Origin of the sequence: Shewanella loihica PV-4, assembly GCF_000016065.1 — a bacterium.
Classification (GTDB): Bacteria; Pseudomonadota; Gammaproteobacteria; order Enterobacterales; family Shewanellaceae; genus Shewanella; species Shewanella loihica.
The window spans coordinates 2,199,166-2,217,797 of sequence record NC_009092.1 but is presented as its reverse complement, the minus strand read 5'-3'; the positions used below and the strand labels follow the sequence as shown (position 1 = coordinate 2,217,797).

Below are 18,632 nucleotides of genomic sequence, written 5' to 3'. Positions count from 1 at the left end.
CTTTCCAAGACCAGCCTTTCCATGACCAGCTTAAATTACACCCAATCGGGACAAGGTAGTCCGGTTATCCTTATCCACGGCCTGTTTGGCAACCTGGATAACCTAAAAACTCTAGGCAATGCACTCGAAGATCATCAGGTGATCCGCATCGACGTGCCAAACCATGGCCTCAGCCCACACTGGCCCAACATGGATTATCCCATGTTGGCCGAGGCCGTAATTGGTTTGATGGATGAGCTCGAGCTGGAGTCGGCGCACCTGGTCGGCCACTCTATGGGCGGCAAGATCGCCATGGCCACGGCCCTGCTCTATGGCGATCGCGTCAAGAGTCTGGTAGCGGCAGACATTGCGCCCGTCGCCTATCAACCCAGGCATCAAACCGTGTTTGCCGGCCTAAGCAACCTAGATCTTAGCGCGCTGGCTAACCGCGCTGATGCGCAAAAGCAGCTGCTCGGTGCCGGTATTGATGAAGGTACGGCGCTGTTTCTGCTGAAAAACCTCACCAAGGATGAGCAAGGCTTTGCCTGGAAGATGAACCTGGCCGGACTGAAATCCAGCTATGAGCACCTGATCGGTTGGCCACTGGCAGATAAAACCTATACAGGCCCTAGCCTGTGCATTCGCGGCGCCGATTCTGACTATGTCACCGCGGCGCACCGCCAGGCTTTCTTGTCTCAGTTCCCTAAGATCCAGGCCAAGTCACTGGCTGGCACAGGTCATTGGTTACACGCACAAAAACCGGCTATTTTCAATCGCATCGTCGCCGAGTTTATCGCGGAAAATGACTGAATCTTGTCTGTAAAGCGTGTAGCAGATATCGCTTAACTATGGTATATTCGCGCCTCTTTTTTTAGCCTGAGGGAACGCAGCATGTTATCTCAGTATATGGAACAGATAGAGGCAGTTGGCTTAAACCTGTTCTTTGCGGCGATATTTTTCTTTATTGGTATGGCAATACATGACGTGCTCAAACAGGGAAATGTCCCTAAATTTGGCCGCTATATTGTTTGGTTAGTATTATTTCTCGGCTGTGCCGGGTTTATAGCTAAGGGCTTGATCCAACTCTCCTGGGAGAGCTCTGGCATAGGTTAAATGAACATTCGATGGCAAAAGAATCTTCAGACAGAACAACGATAGACCTGTTTGCAACGGAGAAACGCCGAGGACGCCCTCGCAGCAATCCCCTTCCCCGGGAGCAACAACTAAAGGTCAATAAGCGAAATCAGATCCAGCGCGACAGAGCCGCAGGATTAAAACGAATAGAGTTAAAGGTGTCACAAGATTTATACGACGCCTTGAATGAAAAGGCTTTGGCCAGTAACATCAGCCGCAGCCAATTAATCGAATCGATACTGCTTAAGCAGGTCAGAAGCTGATCTTAAGTGGTATTGAAACAAACGTCAGTGAACTAGATAAAGGAAAGACAATGGCAACTGTAGGTCTTTTTTTCGGCAGTGATACAGGTAATACCGAAGCCGTCGCCAAGATGATCCAGAAGAAACTGGGTAAGAAGATGGTCGACGTTAAGGATATCGCTAAGAGTACCAAAGAACAGATTGCAGAATATGATCTGCTGCTATTCGGTATCCCGACCTGGTATTACGGTGAAGCCCAATGCGATTGGGACGATTTCTTCCCTGAATTAGAACAGATCGATTTCGACGGTAAGCTAGTCGCTATCTTTGGTTGTGGCGACCAGGAAGACTACGCCGAGTATTTCCTCGATGCCATGGGCATGGTTAACGAGATCGTTGAGGCGCGCGGCGCCGTGGTTATCGGTCACTGGCCAACCGACGGCTACGACTTCGAAGCCTCTAAAGGCATGGCCGACGATAAGCACTTCGTGGGTCTGGGTATCGACGAAGATCGTCAACCTGAGCTGACCGAAGAGCGTGTCGATGCCTGGGTTAAGCAGATCTACGAAGAGATGTGCCTGGCAGAGCTGGAAGACTAATCTTTCGGCCACATCAGTATAAAAAGCGGCGAATAGCCGCTTTTTTTAGCCCTGATACATTGGCCCTGATATATAAGCCCGAATGCAATACTTAACCCTCGCCTTTGCGAAGCAATAATGGCGAAGGGATAATGGCAAAGGGATAGTAGCGAAGAAATAAGTCGCGTTAAACACTCCCCCGAGTAATAGAGAACCCAAATTAGCTAACCCCATGCAGAGTCAAACACACGCCAACCACTGGGATATCTTCTGCGCCGTCGTCGATAACTATGGCGATATCGGCGTCACCTGGCGTCTGGCCAAACAGTTAGCAAAAGAATATGGATTGGCCGTCACCCTATGGGTGGACGACTTAGCCAGCTTTGGTCATATCTTGCCAAAGCTGGACCCTTTATGTGGCAGCCAGAGCTTCGAGGGCGTATGCATCAAACTGTGGGATGCGCCACTGAGCCAAGAGTATCTGCCGGGCGAGGTGCTTATCGAGGCGTTTGCCTGTGAACTGCCCCCCGAGGTGCTCGGCAAGATAGCCAAGCTACATCAATTAGGCGACAAGGTGCCCGTCTGGCTAAACCTTGAGTATCTGAGCGCCGAAGATTGGGTCGAGGGCTGCCATGGCCTCCCCTCATTGCAACGCAGTGGCCTGAAGAAGCAGTTTTATTTTCCAGGTTTCACTGAAAAGACTGGCGGCCTCATCTGCGAAGCGGATCTGCTGGAGCGTCGTCAAGCGTGGCAGAATAACAAGGAGCGACTGACATACTTTGAAGCACTGGGCCTAAGCGGCATCGATGAGCATGATACCGTCATCAGCCTGTTCAGCTATGAAACCGAAAGTCTCGAGGCCCTATGCCGCCATTGGCAAGATGGTGAGAGACAAGTGCATTTGTTAGTGCCTATCGGCCGCAGTCTCAATAGCTTGGGAGCCTTCATCGACCAGCAGCAGGCTTTGACACCTGGAAGCCGTTTTCACCATGGCAAGCTGACCATACATCTGCTACCGATGACAGATCAGCAGGGTTACGATCGCCTGCTATGGAGTTGTGACTTCAATATAGTGCGCGGTGAAGACTCCTTCCTGCGTGCCCAATGGGCGGCAAAACCCTTTATCTGGCATATCTATCCCCAGGAAGAAGACTATCACCTGATAAAATTAGAAGCCTTTATGGCACTTTATTGTCATAATCTGGCCCCAGAAATCGCCGACGCCTGGAAAAAGCTCAATATCGGCTTTAATCAAGGCGAGCAGGAAAGTCTGCTTTCCCTGTGGCAACAAGTGGATAACGCGCATTTGGCCCTCACGCAACATGCACAAGATTGGCCGAATGAAGCATTAAATGATGCAGATCTTGCAACACGACTAGTTCAATTCGTTAAAAATAGCTAAGATACTGCGTTGAAATAGAAACACCCTAAAATATAGGAAATAGAGAAATGAAAACTGCTCATGAAATCCGTCCAGGTAACGTGATCATGTTAGATGGCAGCCCATGGGTTGTTCAAAAGACTGAAACAACTCGTTCAGGCCGTAACGCGGCTATCGTTAAGATGAAACTGAAGAACCTACTTCAAGAATCATCTACCGAAACCACCTTTAAGGGTGAAGACAAGATGGAAGATATCATTCTAGACCGTCTTGATTGTACTTATTCTTACTTCGCCGATCCTATGTATGTCTTCATGGATGCTGAATACAACCAGTACGACGTTGAAGCCGACAACCTAGGTGATGCAGCTGCTTACATCGTTGACGGTATGGAAGAACAGTGCCAGGTAACTTTCTACGAAGGTAAGGCTATCTCTGTTGAACTGCCAACCACAGTTGTACGTGAAGTGACCTACACTGAGCCTTCAGCTCGTGGCGACACCTCAGGTAAAGTTATGAAGCCTGCCACTATCGCTGGTGGTGCAACCCTGAGCGTTGCAGACTTCGTTAAGACTGGCGACCTGATCGAGATCGACACTCGCACACACGAGTTCAAGAAGCGCGCTTAAACAAGCCGTTAACTCGATAATAAAAGCCAGCGTAATTCGCTGGCTTTTTTGTGCCTTAAGCTGACAAAAGCAGTGACAATAACTTCCAACAGCAAACACGCCAGAATAATACTCTGTTTTATTTTTTAACAAACAAGCTATTCAGCATTTTCCTCTAAAAATATTTCCTAAATTGCGGCGAAGCCCCTTTTAAACAATACTTTTTTTCGTTATTGTTCGATAACTTACGAGCTTTGACACAATCAGCTTTTTTCTTTACCGGCTATCACGAGGTTTCGATGCGCCCTATCATTAAATCCAATAAACTCGACACCGTCTGTTACGACATCCGCGGGCCTGTCCATAAGGAAGCCAGGCGCCTGGAAGATGAAGGCCATCGCATCCTTAAGCTCAACATAGGTAACCCGGCCCCCTTCGGTTTCGAGGCCCCGGAAGAGATAGTGCGCGACGTGATCCTCAATCTGCCCAGCGCCCAGGGCTACAGCGAGTCCAAGGGGCTGTTTTCCGCGCGCAAGGCGATCGTACAGCACTACCAGAGCCTGGGGCTGTTTGGCGTCGATATCGAGGATATCTACATAGGCAACGGCGTGTCGGAACTCATCGTAATGGCGATGCAGGGCCTGCTTAACAGCGACGATGAGGTGCTGGTGCCCTCACCCGACTATCCTCTGTGGACGGCGGCGGTACACCTCTCCGGCGGCAAGGCGCAGCACTATCGCTGCGATGAAGAATCCGATTGGTTTCCCGATCTCGACGACATCAAATCCAAAATTAGCAGTCGCACCCGCGGCATAGTGCTGATCAATCCTAACAACCCTACCGGCGCCGTATACTCCCGCGAGTTACTGCTGGAGATCATCGAGCTGTGCCGTCAGCACGACATCATCTTGTTTGCAGACGAGATCTACGACAAGATCCTCTACGATGGTGCCGTACACATTCCGGCAGCGACACTGTCGGACGATATTCTGACCGTGACCTTCAATGGTCTCTCCAAGTCCTACCGCGCCGCGGGCTTTCGCGTCGGCTGGATGATGCTCTCGGGTAACCTCAAGGCCGCCAAGAGCTATATCGAAGGCTTGGACATGCTGGCCTCCATGCGACTGTGCTCCAACGTGCCCAATCAGCACGCGATACAGACCGCGCTGGGTGGCTATCAGAGCATCAACGAGCTGGTGGCTCCCGAGGGAAGACTCACGCTGCAGCGCAATACTTGCTATGAGCTACTCAATCAGATCCCAGGGGTCAGCTGTAAGAAACCTAAGGGCGCGCTGTACGCTTTCCCTAAGCTCGACGCCAAGAAGTTTAACCTGAGGGATGATGAGCGATTGGTGCTGGATCTCCTCAAAGAGAAGAAGATCTTACTGGTCCAAGGCACCGCCTTTAACTGGCCAGAGCCGGATCATCTCAGGGTGGTCTTCCTGCCCCACAAGGAAGATCTGCACAAGGCACTGGTGGAGTTCGGTGACTTCCTCACCAGCTACAGCCAATAAGCTTTCTGGCTGTAACTAAACAAAGAAAAGGCGATCTCAGGATCGCTTTTTTTATTTTTAATACCAATCACAATAAATCAGTGAGCAGATATAGCGCAGAAAAACACCTGTGAACAAGCCAGGATTTTTAGATAAGTAGTTATTCAAGAGTTAGTAATTCCAGGATTAAAAATGCTAACGCCGTTCTCAAGCGTTTTAACAAACTAGAATGATCAAGTTTTTATTACGATTGGTATAAGGCTCTGTTTCTATTTACTTGCCCTGTGTTACTGTTAAAGCAACTTAGCAACAGGGATAGCAGTATGAGTCATTTGTTTGCCCACCTGGCCAGGATGAAGTTGATCCAACGCTGGCCACTCATGTACAACGTCCGCCCGGAAAACGTACAGGAACATTCACTACAGGTCGCCATGGTGGCCCACGCCTTAGCCATCATAGCCAACAAGAAATTCAACAAGCAGCTCAGCCCGGAGCGCGCCGCCACCCTGGCGATATTTCACGATGCCAGCGAGATCCTCACCGGCGATCTGCCCACCCCGGTCAAATATTTCAACAAGGAGATCGAGGCCGAGTACAAGAAGATAGAGGCGATTGCCGAGCGCAGGCTGCTGGAGATGGTGCCCGAAGAGTTTCAAGAAGATTACCGGGACCTTTTACTGAGCGATCAGGCCGACGAGGAGTACAAGCAACTGGTGAAATCTGCCGATACCCTGTGCGCCTACCTCAAATGCCTGGAGGAGCAGACGGCCGGCAACCACGAGTTCAATACCGCCAAGCGCCGCCTCACCGAATCCCTAAGCAAGAATCCAGATCCGGCGGTAAAATATTTTATCGATACCTTTATTCCCAGCTTCGAGCTAAATCTCGACGAGATCAATCGCCTGCTTTAGCAGCAAAGTCTGGCAACGAGGAGAGCATATGACATCAGCCATCTGGCATGAGAGACGCTTGGGCGAAGAGAAACTCAGGCGCAACGACCACCGCAGCCCCTATCAGCGCGATCGCGCCCGCATTCTACACTCGGCCGCCTTCAGACGTTTGCAGGCCAAGACTCAGGTGCTGGGTGTCGGCATGAACGACTTCTATCGCACCCGCCTCACCCACTCGCTGGAGGTATCGCAGATAGGCACAGGGATCTGCGCCCAGCTCAAACAGAAATACCCAGATCTGCATCATCTGCTCGACTCCATGAGCCTGATAGAATCCCTCTGTCTGGCCCACGACATAGGCCATCCTCCCTTTGGTCACGGCGGTGAGGTCGCGCTCAACTATATGATGCGCAGCGATGGCGGCTTCGAGGGCAACGGACAGACATTCAGGATCCTCACCGCGCTCGAGCCTTATACCCAGCACTTTGGCATGAACCTCACCCGGCGTACCTTGCTGGGGATCCTTAAATATCCCGCCAGCCACAATGAACTGTATCAGTCCCAGCCAAGGCCAGAGGTCGACAGCTATCGTCAACTTAAGCCAAGCCAGTGGCGTCCGGTTAAAGGGATCTTCTTTGAGGACAAGCCTGTGCTCGACTGGGTACTCGAGCCGCTATCGACCCAAGACAGAGAGCGATTCGTCTCGGCAGAGCCAGGGGAAAGAGATCAACACAGACGCACCCGGTATAAGTCGCTCGATTGCTCCATCATGGAGCTCGCAGACGATACCGCCTATGCCATTCACGATCTCGAAGATGCCATCGTCATGGGCATCGTCACCCAGGCCATGTGGCAGCAAGATGTGTCCAGCCTGCTAGCGGGCAGCGACGATGAATGGATTGCCAAGGAGTTTGCCACCATTGGCGATAAGCTGTTTGCGCTGGAAAATCACCTGCGCAAAGACGCCATAGGTACCCTGGTCAACGGTTTCGTCACCGCCATCTTGATCGATGAAAACCCCAATTTTATCGAGCCGCTACTCAGATATAACGCCCGCCTGGAGCCCCCCTTCGCCGAGGCGCTCCATGTACTTAAGCAGTTTGTCTATAAGCGGGTGATCCGCAAACCCGAGATCCAGATGCTGGAATATAAGGGCCAGCAGATAGTGATGGAGCTGTTCGAGGCCTTCGCCTCGGATCCCGAGCGTCTGTTACCGCTCAATACCCAGGAGCGCTGGCAACAGATGGCCCAGCAAGAAGGCAACTGCAACCGGGTGATCGCCGACTACATCTCGGGAATGACAGATGAGTTTGCCGCCCGCCTGCACCAACATCTGTTTAGTGCCAAGGCGGGATCCCTGATCGATCTGCAGTAAGCCCTACGCCAAGAGACACTAAGGAAATAGGCATAAAAAAACGCGCACCGTGCGCGTTTTTCTTATCCTGAGACTTTTTCTTTACCAGAGCCTTTTCAAAAACTGGCTAACTGCCGATCAGGCTAGGGAACAGGCCCTTGAAACCGGCCGCCATCACCTCGATACCGATAGAGAGCATCAGCAGACCCATGAGACGGGTGATCACGTTAATGCCCGTCTTACCCAGCAACTTGAAGATCACCGGCGCCATACGAAACAGGGTGAAGCTGGTGAGGCCGAAGATCACCACAGTGATCGACATGCCAATAAGGTCGCTAAAGGTGTTGTGCTGCGCCGCCGAAACGATCACCGAGCTGATGGCGCCAGGGCCGGCCATCAGCGGCAAAGCCAGAGGCACTACGGCAACCGACTCCATGCCCGACGCCTCCCTGTCTTCTTCCTGGTTACGCTTCACCTCGCCCAGCTTACCTTGCAGCATGGACATGGCGATGATGGCGATCAGGGTTCCGCCGGCAATTCTGAACGCCGACAGCGAGATACTAAACATGTTGAGGATATGCTGGCCGGCGATGATGGTCACAAGCAGGATCACCACCACGGCAAAGTTGGCAACCTTACCCGTATGGTTACGCTCCGCTTCTGTCTGGTGACTGGTCAGACTCACAAACACGGGCAGCAAACCTATGGGGTTGATTATCGCTACCAAGCCAAGAAAAAATTTAACATAAAGTGTTAAATCCAATGTCATCTCCTCAAGTGACGCTATAGTCGGTTAAAAAGCAGTATGGTTGAAAAACGCCTACTGTACAGTATTGCTCCTCCGTGGAAAAACGAGATTTTCTATCACAATTCACAACTTTGACTTAAATATTCTATTTTTACCCGACTAAAATTAACCCAGTGAAAGCCGTCACATTGTGCTCACAATGTTATTTTATTACATTAACAGGCGGTTTTGCGGCGCCGATCACGGTTAGCGCCCCGCCAAAAGTGTAATTTTCCTTCATAAAGAGAATTTAGCCAAAACCAATTTTCGCTAAATTTTTTTCCAAGGATCTTATTATGACTGTTAGCAACCAACAGGAACTCGACCAACTGGTCGAACGGGTCGCCAAGGCCCAGGCACAATTTGCCAACTTTAGTCAGGAGCAGGTCGATAAAATCTTCCGCGCCGCCGCCCTGGCGGCGGCCGATGCCCGTATATCCCTGGCTAAGATGGCGGCCAACGAGACCGGTATGGGTGTACTGGAAGATAAGGTGATCAAGAACCACTTCGCCTCCGAATACATCTACAACAAGTATAAGGATGACAAGACCTGTGGCATCCTAGAGGAAGACCCAACCTTCGGCACCATCACCATCGCCGAGCCCGTTGGCCTCATCTGCGGCATAGTGCCAACCACTAACCCAACGTCTACCGCTATCTTCAAGGCGCTGATCAGCCTCAAGACCCGTAACGGCATCATCTTCTCGCCGCACCCAAGAGCCAAGGTTTCAACCACTACCGCCGCCCGCCTGGTGCTCGAGGCGGCGGTCGAAGCCGGCGCGCCGAAAGATATTATCGGCTGGATCGATGAGCCCAGCGTGGCACTGTCTAACCAACTGATGACCCATGACAAGATCAACCTGATCCTGGCCACAGGGGGCCCAGGGATGGTGAAGGCCGCCTACTCTTCAGGCAAGCCAGCAATCGGTGTCGGCGCGGGTAACACGCCTATCGTTATCGACGAGACCGCCGACATCAAACGCGCGGTTAGTTCTATCCTGATGTCAAAGACCTTCGATAACGGCGTGGTGTGTGCGTCAGAGCAGGCCGTGGTGGTGGTCGACGCCGTCTATGACGCTGTCAAAGAGCGTTTCGCCAGCCATGGCGGCTACATGCTCTCAAGCAAAGAAGCCAAGGCGATGCAGAAGGTGATCCTTAAAAATGGTGCGCTCAACGCCGACATCGTAGGCCAAAGCGCCGCGACCATAGCGGCCATGGCCAACATCAAGGTGCCCGCCAGCACTAAGGTGCTGATTGGTCAGGCAACCGAGATCAGCGAAAGCGAGGCCTTCGCCCACGAGAAGCTCTCTCCGCTACTGGCCATGTACCGCGCCAGCGATTTCGACGACGCGCTCAACAAGGCCGAAGCCTTAGTGACACTGGGCGGCATAGGCCACACATCGGGTCTCTATACCGACCAGGATACTCAGACAGAGCGGGTAAGAACTTTCGGTTTTAGAATGAAAACCGCGCGTATTCTGATCAACACCCCGGCCTCACAAGGCGGCATCGGCGATCTTTACAACTTCAAGTTAGCGCCATCACTCACCCTGGGCTGTGGCTCATGGGGCGGTAATTCCATCTCAGAAAACGTAGGTCCTAGCCACCTGATCAATAAGAAAACTGTCGCTAAGCGAGCCGAAAATATGTTGTGGCATAAACTCCCCTCTTCTATCTATTTCCGCCGCGGCAGCTTGCCTATCGCCCTCGAAGAGCTAAGCGATAAGAAACGCGCGCTGATCGTTACCGACAAGTATCTGTTTAATAACGGCTACTGTGACGAGACCATCAAGATATTGAAGTCTCAGGGCCTGGAAACCGAAGTCTTCTACGAAGTAGAGGCCGACCCAACCCTGGCGATCGTTAACCAAGGTGCCAGTGTGGCTAAGAGCTTCCAGCCCGATGTGATCATCGCCCTAGGCGGTGGCTCGCCGATGGATGCAGCCAAGATCATCTGGGTCATGTATGAACATCCTGAAGTCGACTTTGCCGATCTGGCGCTGCGCTTCATGGATATTCGTAAGCGCATCTACAAGTTCCCGAAATTGGGCAAGAAGGCCAAGATGGTGGCGATTCCTACCACCTCGGGTACAGGTTCAGAGGTGACACCATTCGCCGTAGTCACCGACGAGCAGACCGGCATGAAGTATCCGATTGCCGACTATGAGCTGACACCTAACATGGCGATCGTCGACCCTAACCTGGTCATGGACATGCCAAAGTCGCTTACCGCCTTCGGTGGTATCGATGCCATCACCCATGCGCTGGAAGCCTATGTCAGCGTGATGGCCAACGAATACAGCGACGGTCAGGCACTGCAGGCGCTGGATCTGTTAGTTAAGTATCTACCAGACTCATACGCACTGGGTGCTCAGGCTCCAGTTGCCCGTGAGAAGGTACATAACGGCGCCACCATCGCCGGCATCGCCTTCGCCAACGCCTTCCTGGGGATCTGTCACTCTATGGCACACAAGCTGGGCGCCGAGTTCCACCTGGCACACGGTTTGGCAAACGCCCTGCTGATCAGCAACGTGATCCGCTTTAATGCAACCGATCTACCGACTAAGCAAGCCGCTTTCAGCCAGTACGACCGACCCAAGGCCCTTTGTCGTTACGCAAAGATAGCCGAACATCTCAAATTAAAAGGCGCAACAGGCGAAGGCATTAGCGATGAAGAAAAAGTGGAAGCGTTGCTCGAAAAAATCGATGAACTCAAGAAGACGATTGGCATTCCGGCTTCGATCCAAGAAGCAGGCGTCAACGAAGCCGACTTCTTCGCTAAACTCGACGAACTTGCCGAAGATGCCTTCGACGATCAATGTACCGGGGCAAACCCAAGATACCCATTGATTGCCGAGCTCAAGGCGATCCTCACCGCCAGCTTCTACGGTAAGAAGTATCAAGACGCCGTCTAATCGCTTGAGGGACTCACGCGAGCGCTAGCGTTGCGACCAGTCTTAATCATTAGCTAAAGGTGCTCATAGAGCACCTTTTTTATGCCTCTCACTCAGCAACACGCATCCCTCAGAGTAGTACTATCCTTCTGTTTTAAAATAGAATTAAATAGTGAAAAAGCTTTTTACCTTGACCACAAAAATTATTAGTTAGCAAGACTGTCAGCTTAAGGCTATAAGGCTCCACCCCTTGTTAGGATCCTAAGCCATTGACAGCACATTTAGACTTAACGTCTGATTTAACATCAGATTCAGAACTCAAAGATCTCCTGTTTGCCGATATCTGCGATCGGCTCGCTACCCACGGCTATGTCGTGCTGCACAACGTCTTGGCTCAGTCTATGTTGCAACAACTGCTGGATGGCATCACGGGACTTGCCGAGGAAGACTTTAAGGCCGCCGCCATAGGTCGTCAGCAAGACCAACAGGTCGTCGAGTCGATTCGCCGGGACAAGATCTGCTGGTTAAACGAGTCGGTAGAGTTCGCACAAGACTACTTCGATTGGTCTGAAGAGCTTCGCCTCGCCGTCAACCGCTATCTCTATCTGGGCCTGTTCGATCAGGAAGCCATGCTGGCCTATTACGCTCCCGGTGCCTTCTATAAACGTCATCTCGACGCCTTTAGGGGCCAGACTAACCGCAAGCTCACCAGCATCCTCTATCTCAACCCCGACTGGCAAACCAGCCACGGCGGTGAGCTACTGATGTACGAAGGCGACGAAACAACCCCATTCCAGGTTGTCGAGCCAAGGTTCGGTACCATGGTGATCTTCTTAAGCGAACTCTTTCCCCACGAGGTCTCCCTGTCGCACCACGACAGATACAGCCTCACCTCTTGGTATCGCATCAACGACGGCATGCCAGGGCACTAAGCGTCGCAGCATCGAAAGCAAGTCCCCAGAATTCCCCTAAGCTATAATCCAGATGCATTTGCGAGCTCAGCGATACCTGAGCTCGCGGTGAATCACACAGCAAGCGACCGACTAGCACTCTTGCTTAGCAATTCTCCCACGCTCTCCCTAATTCAACCTATTGGCAACCAGCCAAAGACGATGCTAAGTTATTGTAAAATTGCATTATCACTTCTAGAGTTTGGTAACAAAACTGGCTAGATGCGCAGTTCTTAAGAGGTGATAGATGATAGGAGATGCCACATAAAAAGGACTTTTTGTTTACTCACTCTGAGAGTAATGCCTGTCGCTAAAAGTGCCTGTTGCTTGAGATGACTGTTGCCTGAAATGATTTTCGCTTGAGAAGCCGATAACCGCATAGAAGATGACAAGTCATAACTGACGCCGACACTGAGATTCAAACTCAATACTCCCATAGCATTACACTCTTTCCATTAAGGAGTAATGCCATAGAAGGAAACGCCCATGAGCGCCATTAAGGACATACGAATCAACAAGTTCGAATTGAAATTAGCTGACACGGATGACCCTGTCGCCGAAAAGACCAGCTGGGATCCGCTGAAATCTGGCGGTGCAAACTTTAAAACACAAGATATGGTCGAGACCCAAGGCCGGATTGTTATTAAGCACTCAGTCACGGCTATTATTCTATATTCGATGTTTTTGCTTCCTGGTTTAGGGATATTTTTCATCGTCAGTCCCACCCTGTTCCTCGAGGGTGAATCTGGTGGTGGCATCGCCATGGCGATACTTGGCGCCCTATTCACCGGGGTTAGTCTCTTGATGCTGTCCAGCAAGAAACACATGACCTTCGATAAAGCCTTAGGTACCTATTTTTGCGGCAAAAGCTACGATGGCTCTCAAAGAGGTGATGCCAGTCGTCAGGGACGACTCAGCGACATCTACGCATTACAAATCATCAGTGAGTCTATACGCTCTAACAATCGCTCCTATCGCAGCTATGAGCTTAATCTGGTCTTTCGCAATGGTGAGCGAGCCAATGTGATGGATCACGGCAGCGAGTTAGAAATCGAAGCCAGCGCTAAACAGTTGGCCGCATATCTCGACCGACCACTTTGGAAAGCGACATAGATTTTTCAGGCCTCATCACAGTTTCCGCTGACGGAGATAACACGCTTAATTTGATAGGGTCTTACTGAGAAATGATGAGCCTAAAGTGATCGTCAATTAGATCTTTGCAATGCGTTATTAAGGGTTTCCATATCAGGCATCTCTTCAAATTGTGCACCGCTGTCGCCAATAATGTCCCAATGGGCTTTAGACTCAACAAACAGATGCGCCACGACACGGCTATCTTTAGCATCATCGAGTAATCCGGCTGGGATCCAATACTGCTTTTTATTACTCATCAGGTGAGGGACTGTACTGCCACACTTGCTACAGAAATCAGAACGATAACCGGTTTCAGTGATGTATGAATTAACAAGGGACTCCCCCTTAATCCATGTAAATTGCGCTTTATTAAGAAATGTGGCGGTATCTGACGAGGACGCAGACAATTTTCGACATAAAGAACAATGACACTGATAGAAATGAGGAAGAGATCCGCTTATGTAAAATTCGACATCTCCACACAGACATTTACCTTTCATCTTAACTCACTCTCCCCGCACTAGGTGTGCTAATTAAAGAAATCTGCAGACTCACAGTTTTGATTGTTCGGATGGAACGCGCAAAAGCTATTCGCCTCCCAGAGGATGTATATATCTGCATCGTACGCGACTGACTTTGAAAATTGGATGTTCACTGGCTATTAGTTGCCATGAGGCTAAGTCTATTAAAGACCCATTACAAATGCGTTAGAAAAAATATCATAAAATGAATCAACCAGATAAATCTTTAGCAAGATGAGGAAACACCACAAGGAGAAAGATGGAAGTGAGAATAAGCAACCGGGCACCTGATCTCGAAGAGTTCATGACTTTGCGAACTGCAGTTGGCTGGACAAACCCCAAGCCTGGACTGGTTCAACAAAGCCTGAATAACTCGCTTTTTCACGTTTGCGCCCATATCGATTCGAAGCTTGTGGGTTACGGCCGTATTGTGGGCGACGGCGCTATGTATTTTTATCTGCAAGACATAGTGATCTCACCCGAGTATCAAAACCAAGGTGTAGGCAGATCTATTATGCAAGAGATAGAGAGCTTTCTTGCAGATACCGCCATGCCCGGCGCCACCATTGGGCTGTTGGCCGCCTGCGGTAAGGAAGCGTTTTACTCTCGATTTGGCTACAACCCCAGAACCGGGGAATCTCTCGGACTAGGCATGTGCAAATTTGTCGAATGAGGGCGCGATATAGGCAAACGATTGCTCACCCTGCCCGTTTATCATTGGAAGCGCATGTGAACTAGACTAGGGCAAGCGCTAACCGCATACAAAAACACACAAAAAAGCCAGAACTGAGTTCTGGCTTTTTATTTTCTATGATCGGGTGACTAAATTATCACCCGCATCTTGCGAGTCGTCATCTCGGCTTACTTCTTGGTCCAGCGATCCATCCAGCCTAGGACGTTGGCGTACCATTGCTCCAGGTTGTCTGGGTTAAGGATCCAGTGGTTCTCATCTGGGTAGATAAGCAATTCAGATGGGATCCCTTTACGCTGCATGAAGCTAAACGCCGCCAGACCCTGACCATAAGGCACACGGAAGTCCTTCTCACCATGGATCACCAGCATAGGCGTCTGCCAATTATCGACATAGTTAACCGGGTTAAACTTCTCGAACAATTCCTTGTTGTCCTGGTAGGTGCCACCGAATTCATACTCAGGGAACCACAGCTCTTCGGTCACATAGTACATAGAGCGCATGTCGAACAGTCCCGCGTGGTTAACCAGACACTTGAAGCCGTCGTTCCAGTTACCTTGGATCCAGTTCATCATGTAGCCGCCGTATGAACCACCCAGGGCGCAGGCGCGATCGCCATCTAGCCACTTCTGCTGAGCGGTAACCGCAGCTAGACCTTTCTGTAGATCTTCCAGCGGCTTGCCGCCCCAATCCTTAGAGATAGAGTCGGTGAAGGCCTGACCATAACCGGTAGAACCGTGGAAATCGATCATCACCACACCGTAACCGGCACCCGCCCAAAGTTGAGCGTTCCAGCGGCTGCTGAATGAGTTGCCGAATGAGCCTTGTGGGCCACCGTGTACCAAGAAGGCAACAGGATACTTCTTGCCTTGCTTGTAGTTAGCAGGCTTGATCCAGTAACCATAGACCTCTTCGTTGTTCCAGCCCTTGAAGCTGAACTGTTCAAACTCGCCAAACTTGATCTTGGCCAGGTTGTCTTTGTTCACCTCGGTCAGGCGATTTACATTCTGACCGTCGAGAGACATGGTATAGAGATCGCCTGGCTCAACCAGACTCTTGTGGTTGAAGACGATCTTGTCGCCGGTCACACCCAGGATGCTGTTGCTGCCATCGTTGTGCAGCGTCTTCACGTCACCAAATTGAGTGTTGACCTCGAAGATGCTCACCTGGCCCAGGTCCTGCGCCGTCACATAAAGTGTGCGGTTATCTGCGCCGAAAGTCAGCGAGCTTGGGCTGCGATCCCACAGCGGCGCCACTTCTTTCTCTTGGCCGGTCACAGTATCACGCAGCATGACGCGGTAACGATCCGCCTCAAAGCCTGGCTTGCTCATGGCGAGATACGCCAGGTAACGACCGTCCGCCGAGAAGGTTGGCTGGGCATCCCACGCCTTGTTGCTCTCGGTCAGGTTTTTCGCCTCACCGCCAAGCACTGAGACCTGCCACAGGTCATAGTTAGTTTCCCAAGCCTGTGACTTGCTCGGCGCCTTGGCGCTGTAGACCACATACTTACCGTCTGGGGTAAAGGTCACCTCTTCCATGCCAGAAAATGGCAGTGGCGGAGTTTCTGTATCCAGGCCTTTAGTCACATCCACGGCAGTGTCGATCATCTTGCCGTCAAGTTTTGCCACAAACAGGTGGCTGCGGCTGTGGTCACCCCAGGTATCCCAGTGGCGCACCATCAGCTGCTTGTATTCGCGGCCGGTAGATTTACGCTCGGCTTCTTGCTCTCGCTTGTCGGCGGTGCACTGCAAGGTGTCACACTCAGGGTAGACACGCATGTTCATCACGACCTGAGCGCCATCTTGAGACAGCTTAAAGCCTTCAACGTCCAGCGGCAGATTAGAGATCTTAACCGCTTCGCCGCCATCGAGTGCCAGCTCATACAGCTGTGAGCTGCCATCGCGCGCCGCTAGGAAGTAGATCTTCTTATCGTCTGCGCTAAAGGCAACGCTATGCTCAGTACCTTTGGCCGAGGTCAGGCGTTTTACCTTGCCATCGATCAGCGACTGAAGATAAAGGTCAGATTGTGCCTCACCCTTATCATCAAATTTTTTAACTGCATACACGATTTTAGTGCCGTCATTAGACAGTGCACTGGAATGCAGCTTATTCATTTTAACGAGATGTTGTACCTTGAAAGGCTCTGGTGCTGCGGCGTGAGCGCCAGACACCAGACCGGCTGTCGCCAAGGCAAGTATGATTGCAGTTTTTTTCATTGTTATAGTCATCTTTATGGTTGAACGGCAAGGCGACAATGCTTAATGCTAAGAAAAGGCGCCTAAAGCCAAAAGTGTCGCCAAAATACGCAACAGACACTAAACAAAAATGGGGGGTTAAGCAAGTCGCCTGACTCACCTAAAACCCACCCACTTCTTCATGCTTTACTCAGCGTTAGGCAAGTTTGACTCGCCAGGTGGCAGGGCCGGTTTCGTGAGCATTGACCCCTTCGCTGTCTACGGCAACGGTTACCGGCATATCGGTCACGTCGAACTCATAGATGGCTTCCATACCTAGGTCTTCGAAGGCCACAACTCGTGACTTCTTGATCGCCTTAGACACTAGATAAGCAGCGCCGCCTACTGCCATCAGGTAAACCGCCTTGTGCTTCTTGATAGACTCGACGGTAGCCGGGCCACGCTCTGCCTTGCCGATCATGCCCATCAGACCCGTCTTATCCAGCATCAGATCGGTGAACTTATCCATGCGGGTCGCCGTCGTTGGACCCGCTGGGCCAACCACTTCGTCACCCACAGGATCGACCGGGCCAACGTAGTAGATAAACTTACCGGTGAAATCGACGCCTTCTGGCAGGCCTTCACCGCTCTCGATAAGGGTTTGAATGCGCTTGTGCGCCGCGTCACGACCGGTAAGCATCTTACCGTTTAGCAGCAGCACGTCACCGCTCTTCCACTGCTCGATGTCAGCTTGAGTAACGGTATTAAGATCCACGCGGCGTACGCCCTCGCCCGCTTCGCGGGTGATCTCTGGCCAATCTTCCAGCTTAGGCGTCTCCAGCTCGGCTGGGCCTGAACCATCTAGGTGGAAGTGTACGTGGCGGGTTGCCGCGCAGTTAGGGATCATCACCACAGGCTTAGAGGCCGCGTGGGTTGGCGCCGATTTGATCTTGATATCCAGCACGGTAGTCAGGCCACCAAGGCCCTGGGCACCTATGCCTAGCTTGTTAGCGCGCTCGAAGATATCCAGACGCAGCTTCTCTTCTGCGGTTTCGGCGCCTTTAGCCTGCAGCTCATGGATGTCGACTGGGTCCATCAGGGCTTCTTTGGCCATCACGGCCGCCTTCTCGGCGGTGCCGCCGATGCCTATGCCCAGCATGCCTGGAGGACACCAGCCGGCGCCCATAGTTGGAAGTGTCTTCTCGACCCACTCGGCGATATCGTCTGATGGGTTAAGCATCACCATCTTAGACTTGTTTTCCGATCCACCGCCCTTAGCGGCGATGGCGACTTCAACATGGTTACCCGGCACCATCTCGACGTGTACCACAGATGGAGTGTTGTCTTTAGTGTTCTTACGGCCACCGGCAGGATCGGCAACGATAGAGGCGCGCAGCGGGTTATCTGGGTTGGTGTAGGCGCGTCTTACCCCTTCATCCACCATCTGCTGCACTGTCATGTCTGTCTTGTCCCACTTGACGCCCATACCGATCTTAACGAAACAGGTCACGATACCTGTGTCTTGACACAGCGGGCGCTTGCCTTCGGCGGACATACGAGAGTTTATCAAGATCTGCGCGATAGCATCTTTTGCCGCCGCACTCTCTTCACGCTCATAGGCCTCGGCCATGGCATCAACGAAATCTTTAGGGTGGTAATAGGAGATATATTGTAGTGCGTCGGCGACACTCTCGATGAGGTCCGCTTGCTTGATGATGGGCTGTTCTATAGTCACAGACATTTCCTTACTCACGTTTTGGTTATTCACCGCCCTTTTGCAGGGTCGCGTATTTTTTTTGAATCCGTTCACAATATGATACTC

At 51.4% G+C, this 18,632-nt stretch carries 17 protein-coding genes; 13 read left to right on the top strand and 4 right to left on the bottom strand.

Going from position 1 to position 18,632, the window contains the following annotated elements; translation table 11 throughout:
* Positions 1-21 precede the first annotated feature (21 nt).
* From SHEW_RS09935 to SHEW_RS09895, 9 genes are all read left to right on the top strand, one after another.
* Complete coding sequence (locus tag SHEW_RS09935; protein WP_011865718.1) at positions 22-789, top strand: alpha/beta fold hydrolase; 768 nt, start codon at positions 22-24, stop codon at positions 787-789.
* Between the two features lie 81 nt (positions 790-870).
* Positions 871-1,092 (top strand): DUF2788 domain-containing protein, encoded by a 222-nt coding sequence (locus tag SHEW_RS09930; RefSeq protein ID WP_011865717.1) that lies wholly within the window; start codon positions 871-873, stop codon positions 1,090-1,092.
* An 11-nt stretch (positions 1,093-1,103) separates the two neighbouring features.
* Positions 1,104-1,376 carry a LexA regulated protein gene (ybfE, locus tag SHEW_RS09925; protein WP_011865716.1) on the top strand — a complete coding sequence of 91 codons (273 nt, stop codon included), beginning with the start codon at positions 1,104-1,106 and terminating at the stop codon, positions 1,374-1,376.
* Between the two features lie 50 nt (positions 1,377-1,426).
* A complete protein-coding gene (fldA, locus tag SHEW_RS09920; protein ID WP_011865715.1) occupies positions 1,427-1,954 on the top strand; it encodes a flavodoxin FldA in 528 nt (175 codons plus the stop codon).
* Positions 1,955-2,165: 211 nt separating this feature from the next.
* Positions 2,166-3,335 (top strand): elongation factor P maturation arginine rhamnosyltransferase EarP, encoded by a 1,170-nt coding sequence (gene earP / locus SHEW_RS09915; RefSeq protein ID WP_011865714.1) that lies wholly within the window; start codon positions 2,166-2,168, stop codon positions 3,333-3,335.
* Between the two features lie 47 nt (positions 3,336-3,382).
* Positions 3,383-3,943 carry an elongation factor P gene (gene efp / locus SHEW_RS09910; protein ID WP_011865713.1) on the top strand — a complete coding sequence of 187 codons (561 nt, stop codon included), beginning with the start codon at positions 3,383-3,385 and terminating at the stop codon, positions 3,941-3,943.
* Positions 3,944-4,221: 278 nt separating this feature from the next.
* Entirely contained in the window at positions 4,222-5,436 is a 1,215-nt protein-coding gene (locus SHEW_RS09905) for a pyridoxal phosphate-dependent aminotransferase (RefSeq protein ID WP_011865712.1), read from the top strand.
* 302 nt (positions 5,437-5,738) lie between these two features.
* Positions 5,739-6,326, top strand: coding sequence for a 5'-deoxynucleotidase (gene yfbR, locus SHEW_RS09900; protein WP_011865711.1), 588 nt, complete (start codon positions 5,739-5,741; stop codon positions 6,324-6,326).
* A 28-nt stretch (positions 6,327-6,354) separates the two neighbouring features.
* Positions 6,355-7,680: an anti-phage deoxyguanosine triphosphatase gene (locus SHEW_RS09895; RefSeq protein WP_011865710.1), complete on the top strand. Its 1,326-nt coding sequence runs from the start codon at positions 6,355-6,357 to the stop codon at positions 7,678-7,680.
* Positions 7,681-7,786: 106 nt separating this feature from the next.
* Here SHEW_RS09895 and SHEW_RS09890 read toward each other — a convergent pair whose 3' ends face one another.
* Positions 7,787-8,422 carry a YchE family NAAT transporter gene (locus SHEW_RS09890; protein WP_041406624.1) on the bottom strand — a complete coding sequence of 212 codons (636 nt, stop codon included), beginning with the start codon at positions 8,420-8,422 and terminating at the stop codon, positions 7,787-7,789.
* A 320-nt stretch (positions 8,423-8,742) separates the two neighbouring features.
* Between SHEW_RS09890 and adhE the strand changes: the two genes are divergently transcribed.
* The 3 genes from adhE (at position 8,743) to SHEW_RS09875 (ending at position 13,403) form a co-directional block, all read left to right on the top strand.
* Positions 8,743-11,361: a bifunctional acetaldehyde-CoA/alcohol dehydrogenase gene (adhE, locus tag SHEW_RS09885; RefSeq protein ID WP_011865708.1), complete on the top strand. Its 2,619-nt coding sequence runs from the start codon at positions 8,743-8,745 to the stop codon at positions 11,359-11,361.
* A gap of 248 nt (positions 11,362-11,609) precedes the next feature.
* The gene (locus SHEW_RS09880; RefSeq protein ID WP_011865707.1) at positions 11,610-12,272 is read left to right on the top strand and encodes a 2OG-Fe(II) oxygenase; all 663 of its coding nucleotides are present in this window, start codon (positions 11,610-11,612) and stop codon (positions 12,270-12,272) included.
* 504 nt (positions 12,273-12,776) lie between these two features.
* The gene (locus SHEW_RS09875; RefSeq protein WP_011865706.1) at positions 12,777-13,403 is read left to right on the top strand and encodes a hypothetical protein; all 627 of its coding nucleotides are present in this window, start codon (positions 12,777-12,779) and stop codon (positions 13,401-13,403) included.
* 92 nt (positions 13,404-13,495) lie between these two features.
* On the opposite strand, the gene SHEW_RS09870 is transcribed toward SHEW_RS09875, so the two are convergent.
* Complete coding sequence (locus tag SHEW_RS09870) at positions 13,496-13,924, bottom strand: GFA family protein (protein ID WP_011865705.1); 429 nt, start codon at positions 13,922-13,924, stop codon at positions 13,496-13,498.
* Between the two features lie 280 nt (positions 13,925-14,204).
* On the opposite strand from SHEW_RS09870, the gene SHEW_RS09865 reads away from it, so the two are divergent.
* The gene (locus SHEW_RS09865; RefSeq protein ID WP_011865704.1) at positions 14,205-14,618 is read left to right on the top strand and encodes a GNAT family N-acetyltransferase; all 414 of its coding nucleotides are present in this window, start codon (positions 14,205-14,207) and stop codon (positions 14,616-14,618) included.
* A 188-nt stretch (positions 14,619-14,806) separates the two neighbouring features.
* On the opposite strand, the gene SHEW_RS09860 is transcribed toward SHEW_RS09865, so the two are convergent.
* A complete protein-coding gene (locus SHEW_RS09860; RefSeq protein WP_041406623.1) occupies positions 14,807-16,852 on the bottom strand; it encodes a dipeptidyl-peptidase 5 in 2,046 nt (681 codons plus the stop codon).
* 175 nt (positions 16,853-17,027) lie between these two features.
* Positions 17,028-18,551: a fumarate hydratase gene (locus SHEW_RS09855; RefSeq protein ID WP_011865702.1), complete on the bottom strand. Its 1,524-nt coding sequence runs from the start codon at positions 18,549-18,551 to the stop codon at positions 17,028-17,030.
* Positions 18,552-18,632: the final 81 nt, after the last annotated feature.

Coding starts and splice junctions, on each gene's coding strand:
- SHEW_RS09935 (WP_011865718.1), top strand. CDS start 22: ATGACCAGCTTAAATTACACCCAATCGGGACAAGGTAGTCCGGTTATC.
- SHEW_RS09930 (WP_011865717.1), top strand. CDS start 871: ATGTTATCTCAGTATATGGAACAGATAGAGGCAGTTGGCTTAAACCTG.
- ybfE (WP_011865716.1), top strand. CDS start 1,104: ATGGCAAAAGAATCTTCAGACAGAACAACGATAGACCTGTTTGCAACG.
- fldA (WP_011865715.1), top strand. CDS start 1,427: ATGGCAACTGTAGGTCTTTTTTTCGGCAGTGATACAGGTAATACCGAA.
- earP (WP_011865714.1), top strand. CDS start 2,166: ATGCAGAGTCAAACACACGCCAACCACTGGGATATCTTCTGCGCCGTC.
- efp (WP_011865713.1), top strand. CDS start 3,383: ATGAAAACTGCTCATGAAATCCGTCCAGGTAACGTGATCATGTTAGAT.
- SHEW_RS09905 (WP_011865712.1), top strand. CDS start 4,222: ATGCGCCCTATCATTAAATCCAATAAACTCGACACCGTCTGTTACGAC.
- yfbR (WP_011865711.1), top strand. CDS start 5,739: ATGAGTCATTTGTTTGCCCACCTGGCCAGGATGAAGTTGATCCAACGC.
- SHEW_RS09895 (WP_011865710.1), top strand. CDS start 6,355: ATGACATCAGCCATCTGGCATGAGAGACGCTTGGGCGAAGAGAAACTC.
- adhE (WP_011865708.1), top strand. CDS start 8,743: ATGACTGTTAGCAACCAACAGGAACTCGACCAACTGGTCGAACGGGTC.
- SHEW_RS09875 (WP_011865706.1), top strand. CDS start 12,777: ATGAGCGCCATTAAGGACATACGAATCAACAAGTTCGAATTGAAATTA.
- SHEW_RS09870 (WP_011865705.1), bottom strand. CDS start 13,924: ATGAAAGGTAAATGTCTGTGTGGAGATGTCGAATTTTACATAAGCGGA.
- SHEW_RS09865 (WP_011865704.1), top strand. CDS start 14,205: ATGGAAGTGAGAATAAGCAACCGGGCACCTGATCTCGAAGAGTTCATG.
- SHEW_RS09860 (WP_041406623.1), bottom strand. CDS start 16,852: ATGAAAAAAACTGCAATCATACTTGCCTTGGCGACAGCCGGTCTGGTG.
- SHEW_RS09855 (WP_011865702.1), bottom strand. CDS start 18,551: ATGTCTGTGACTATAGAACAGCCCATCATCAAGCAAGCGGACCTCATC.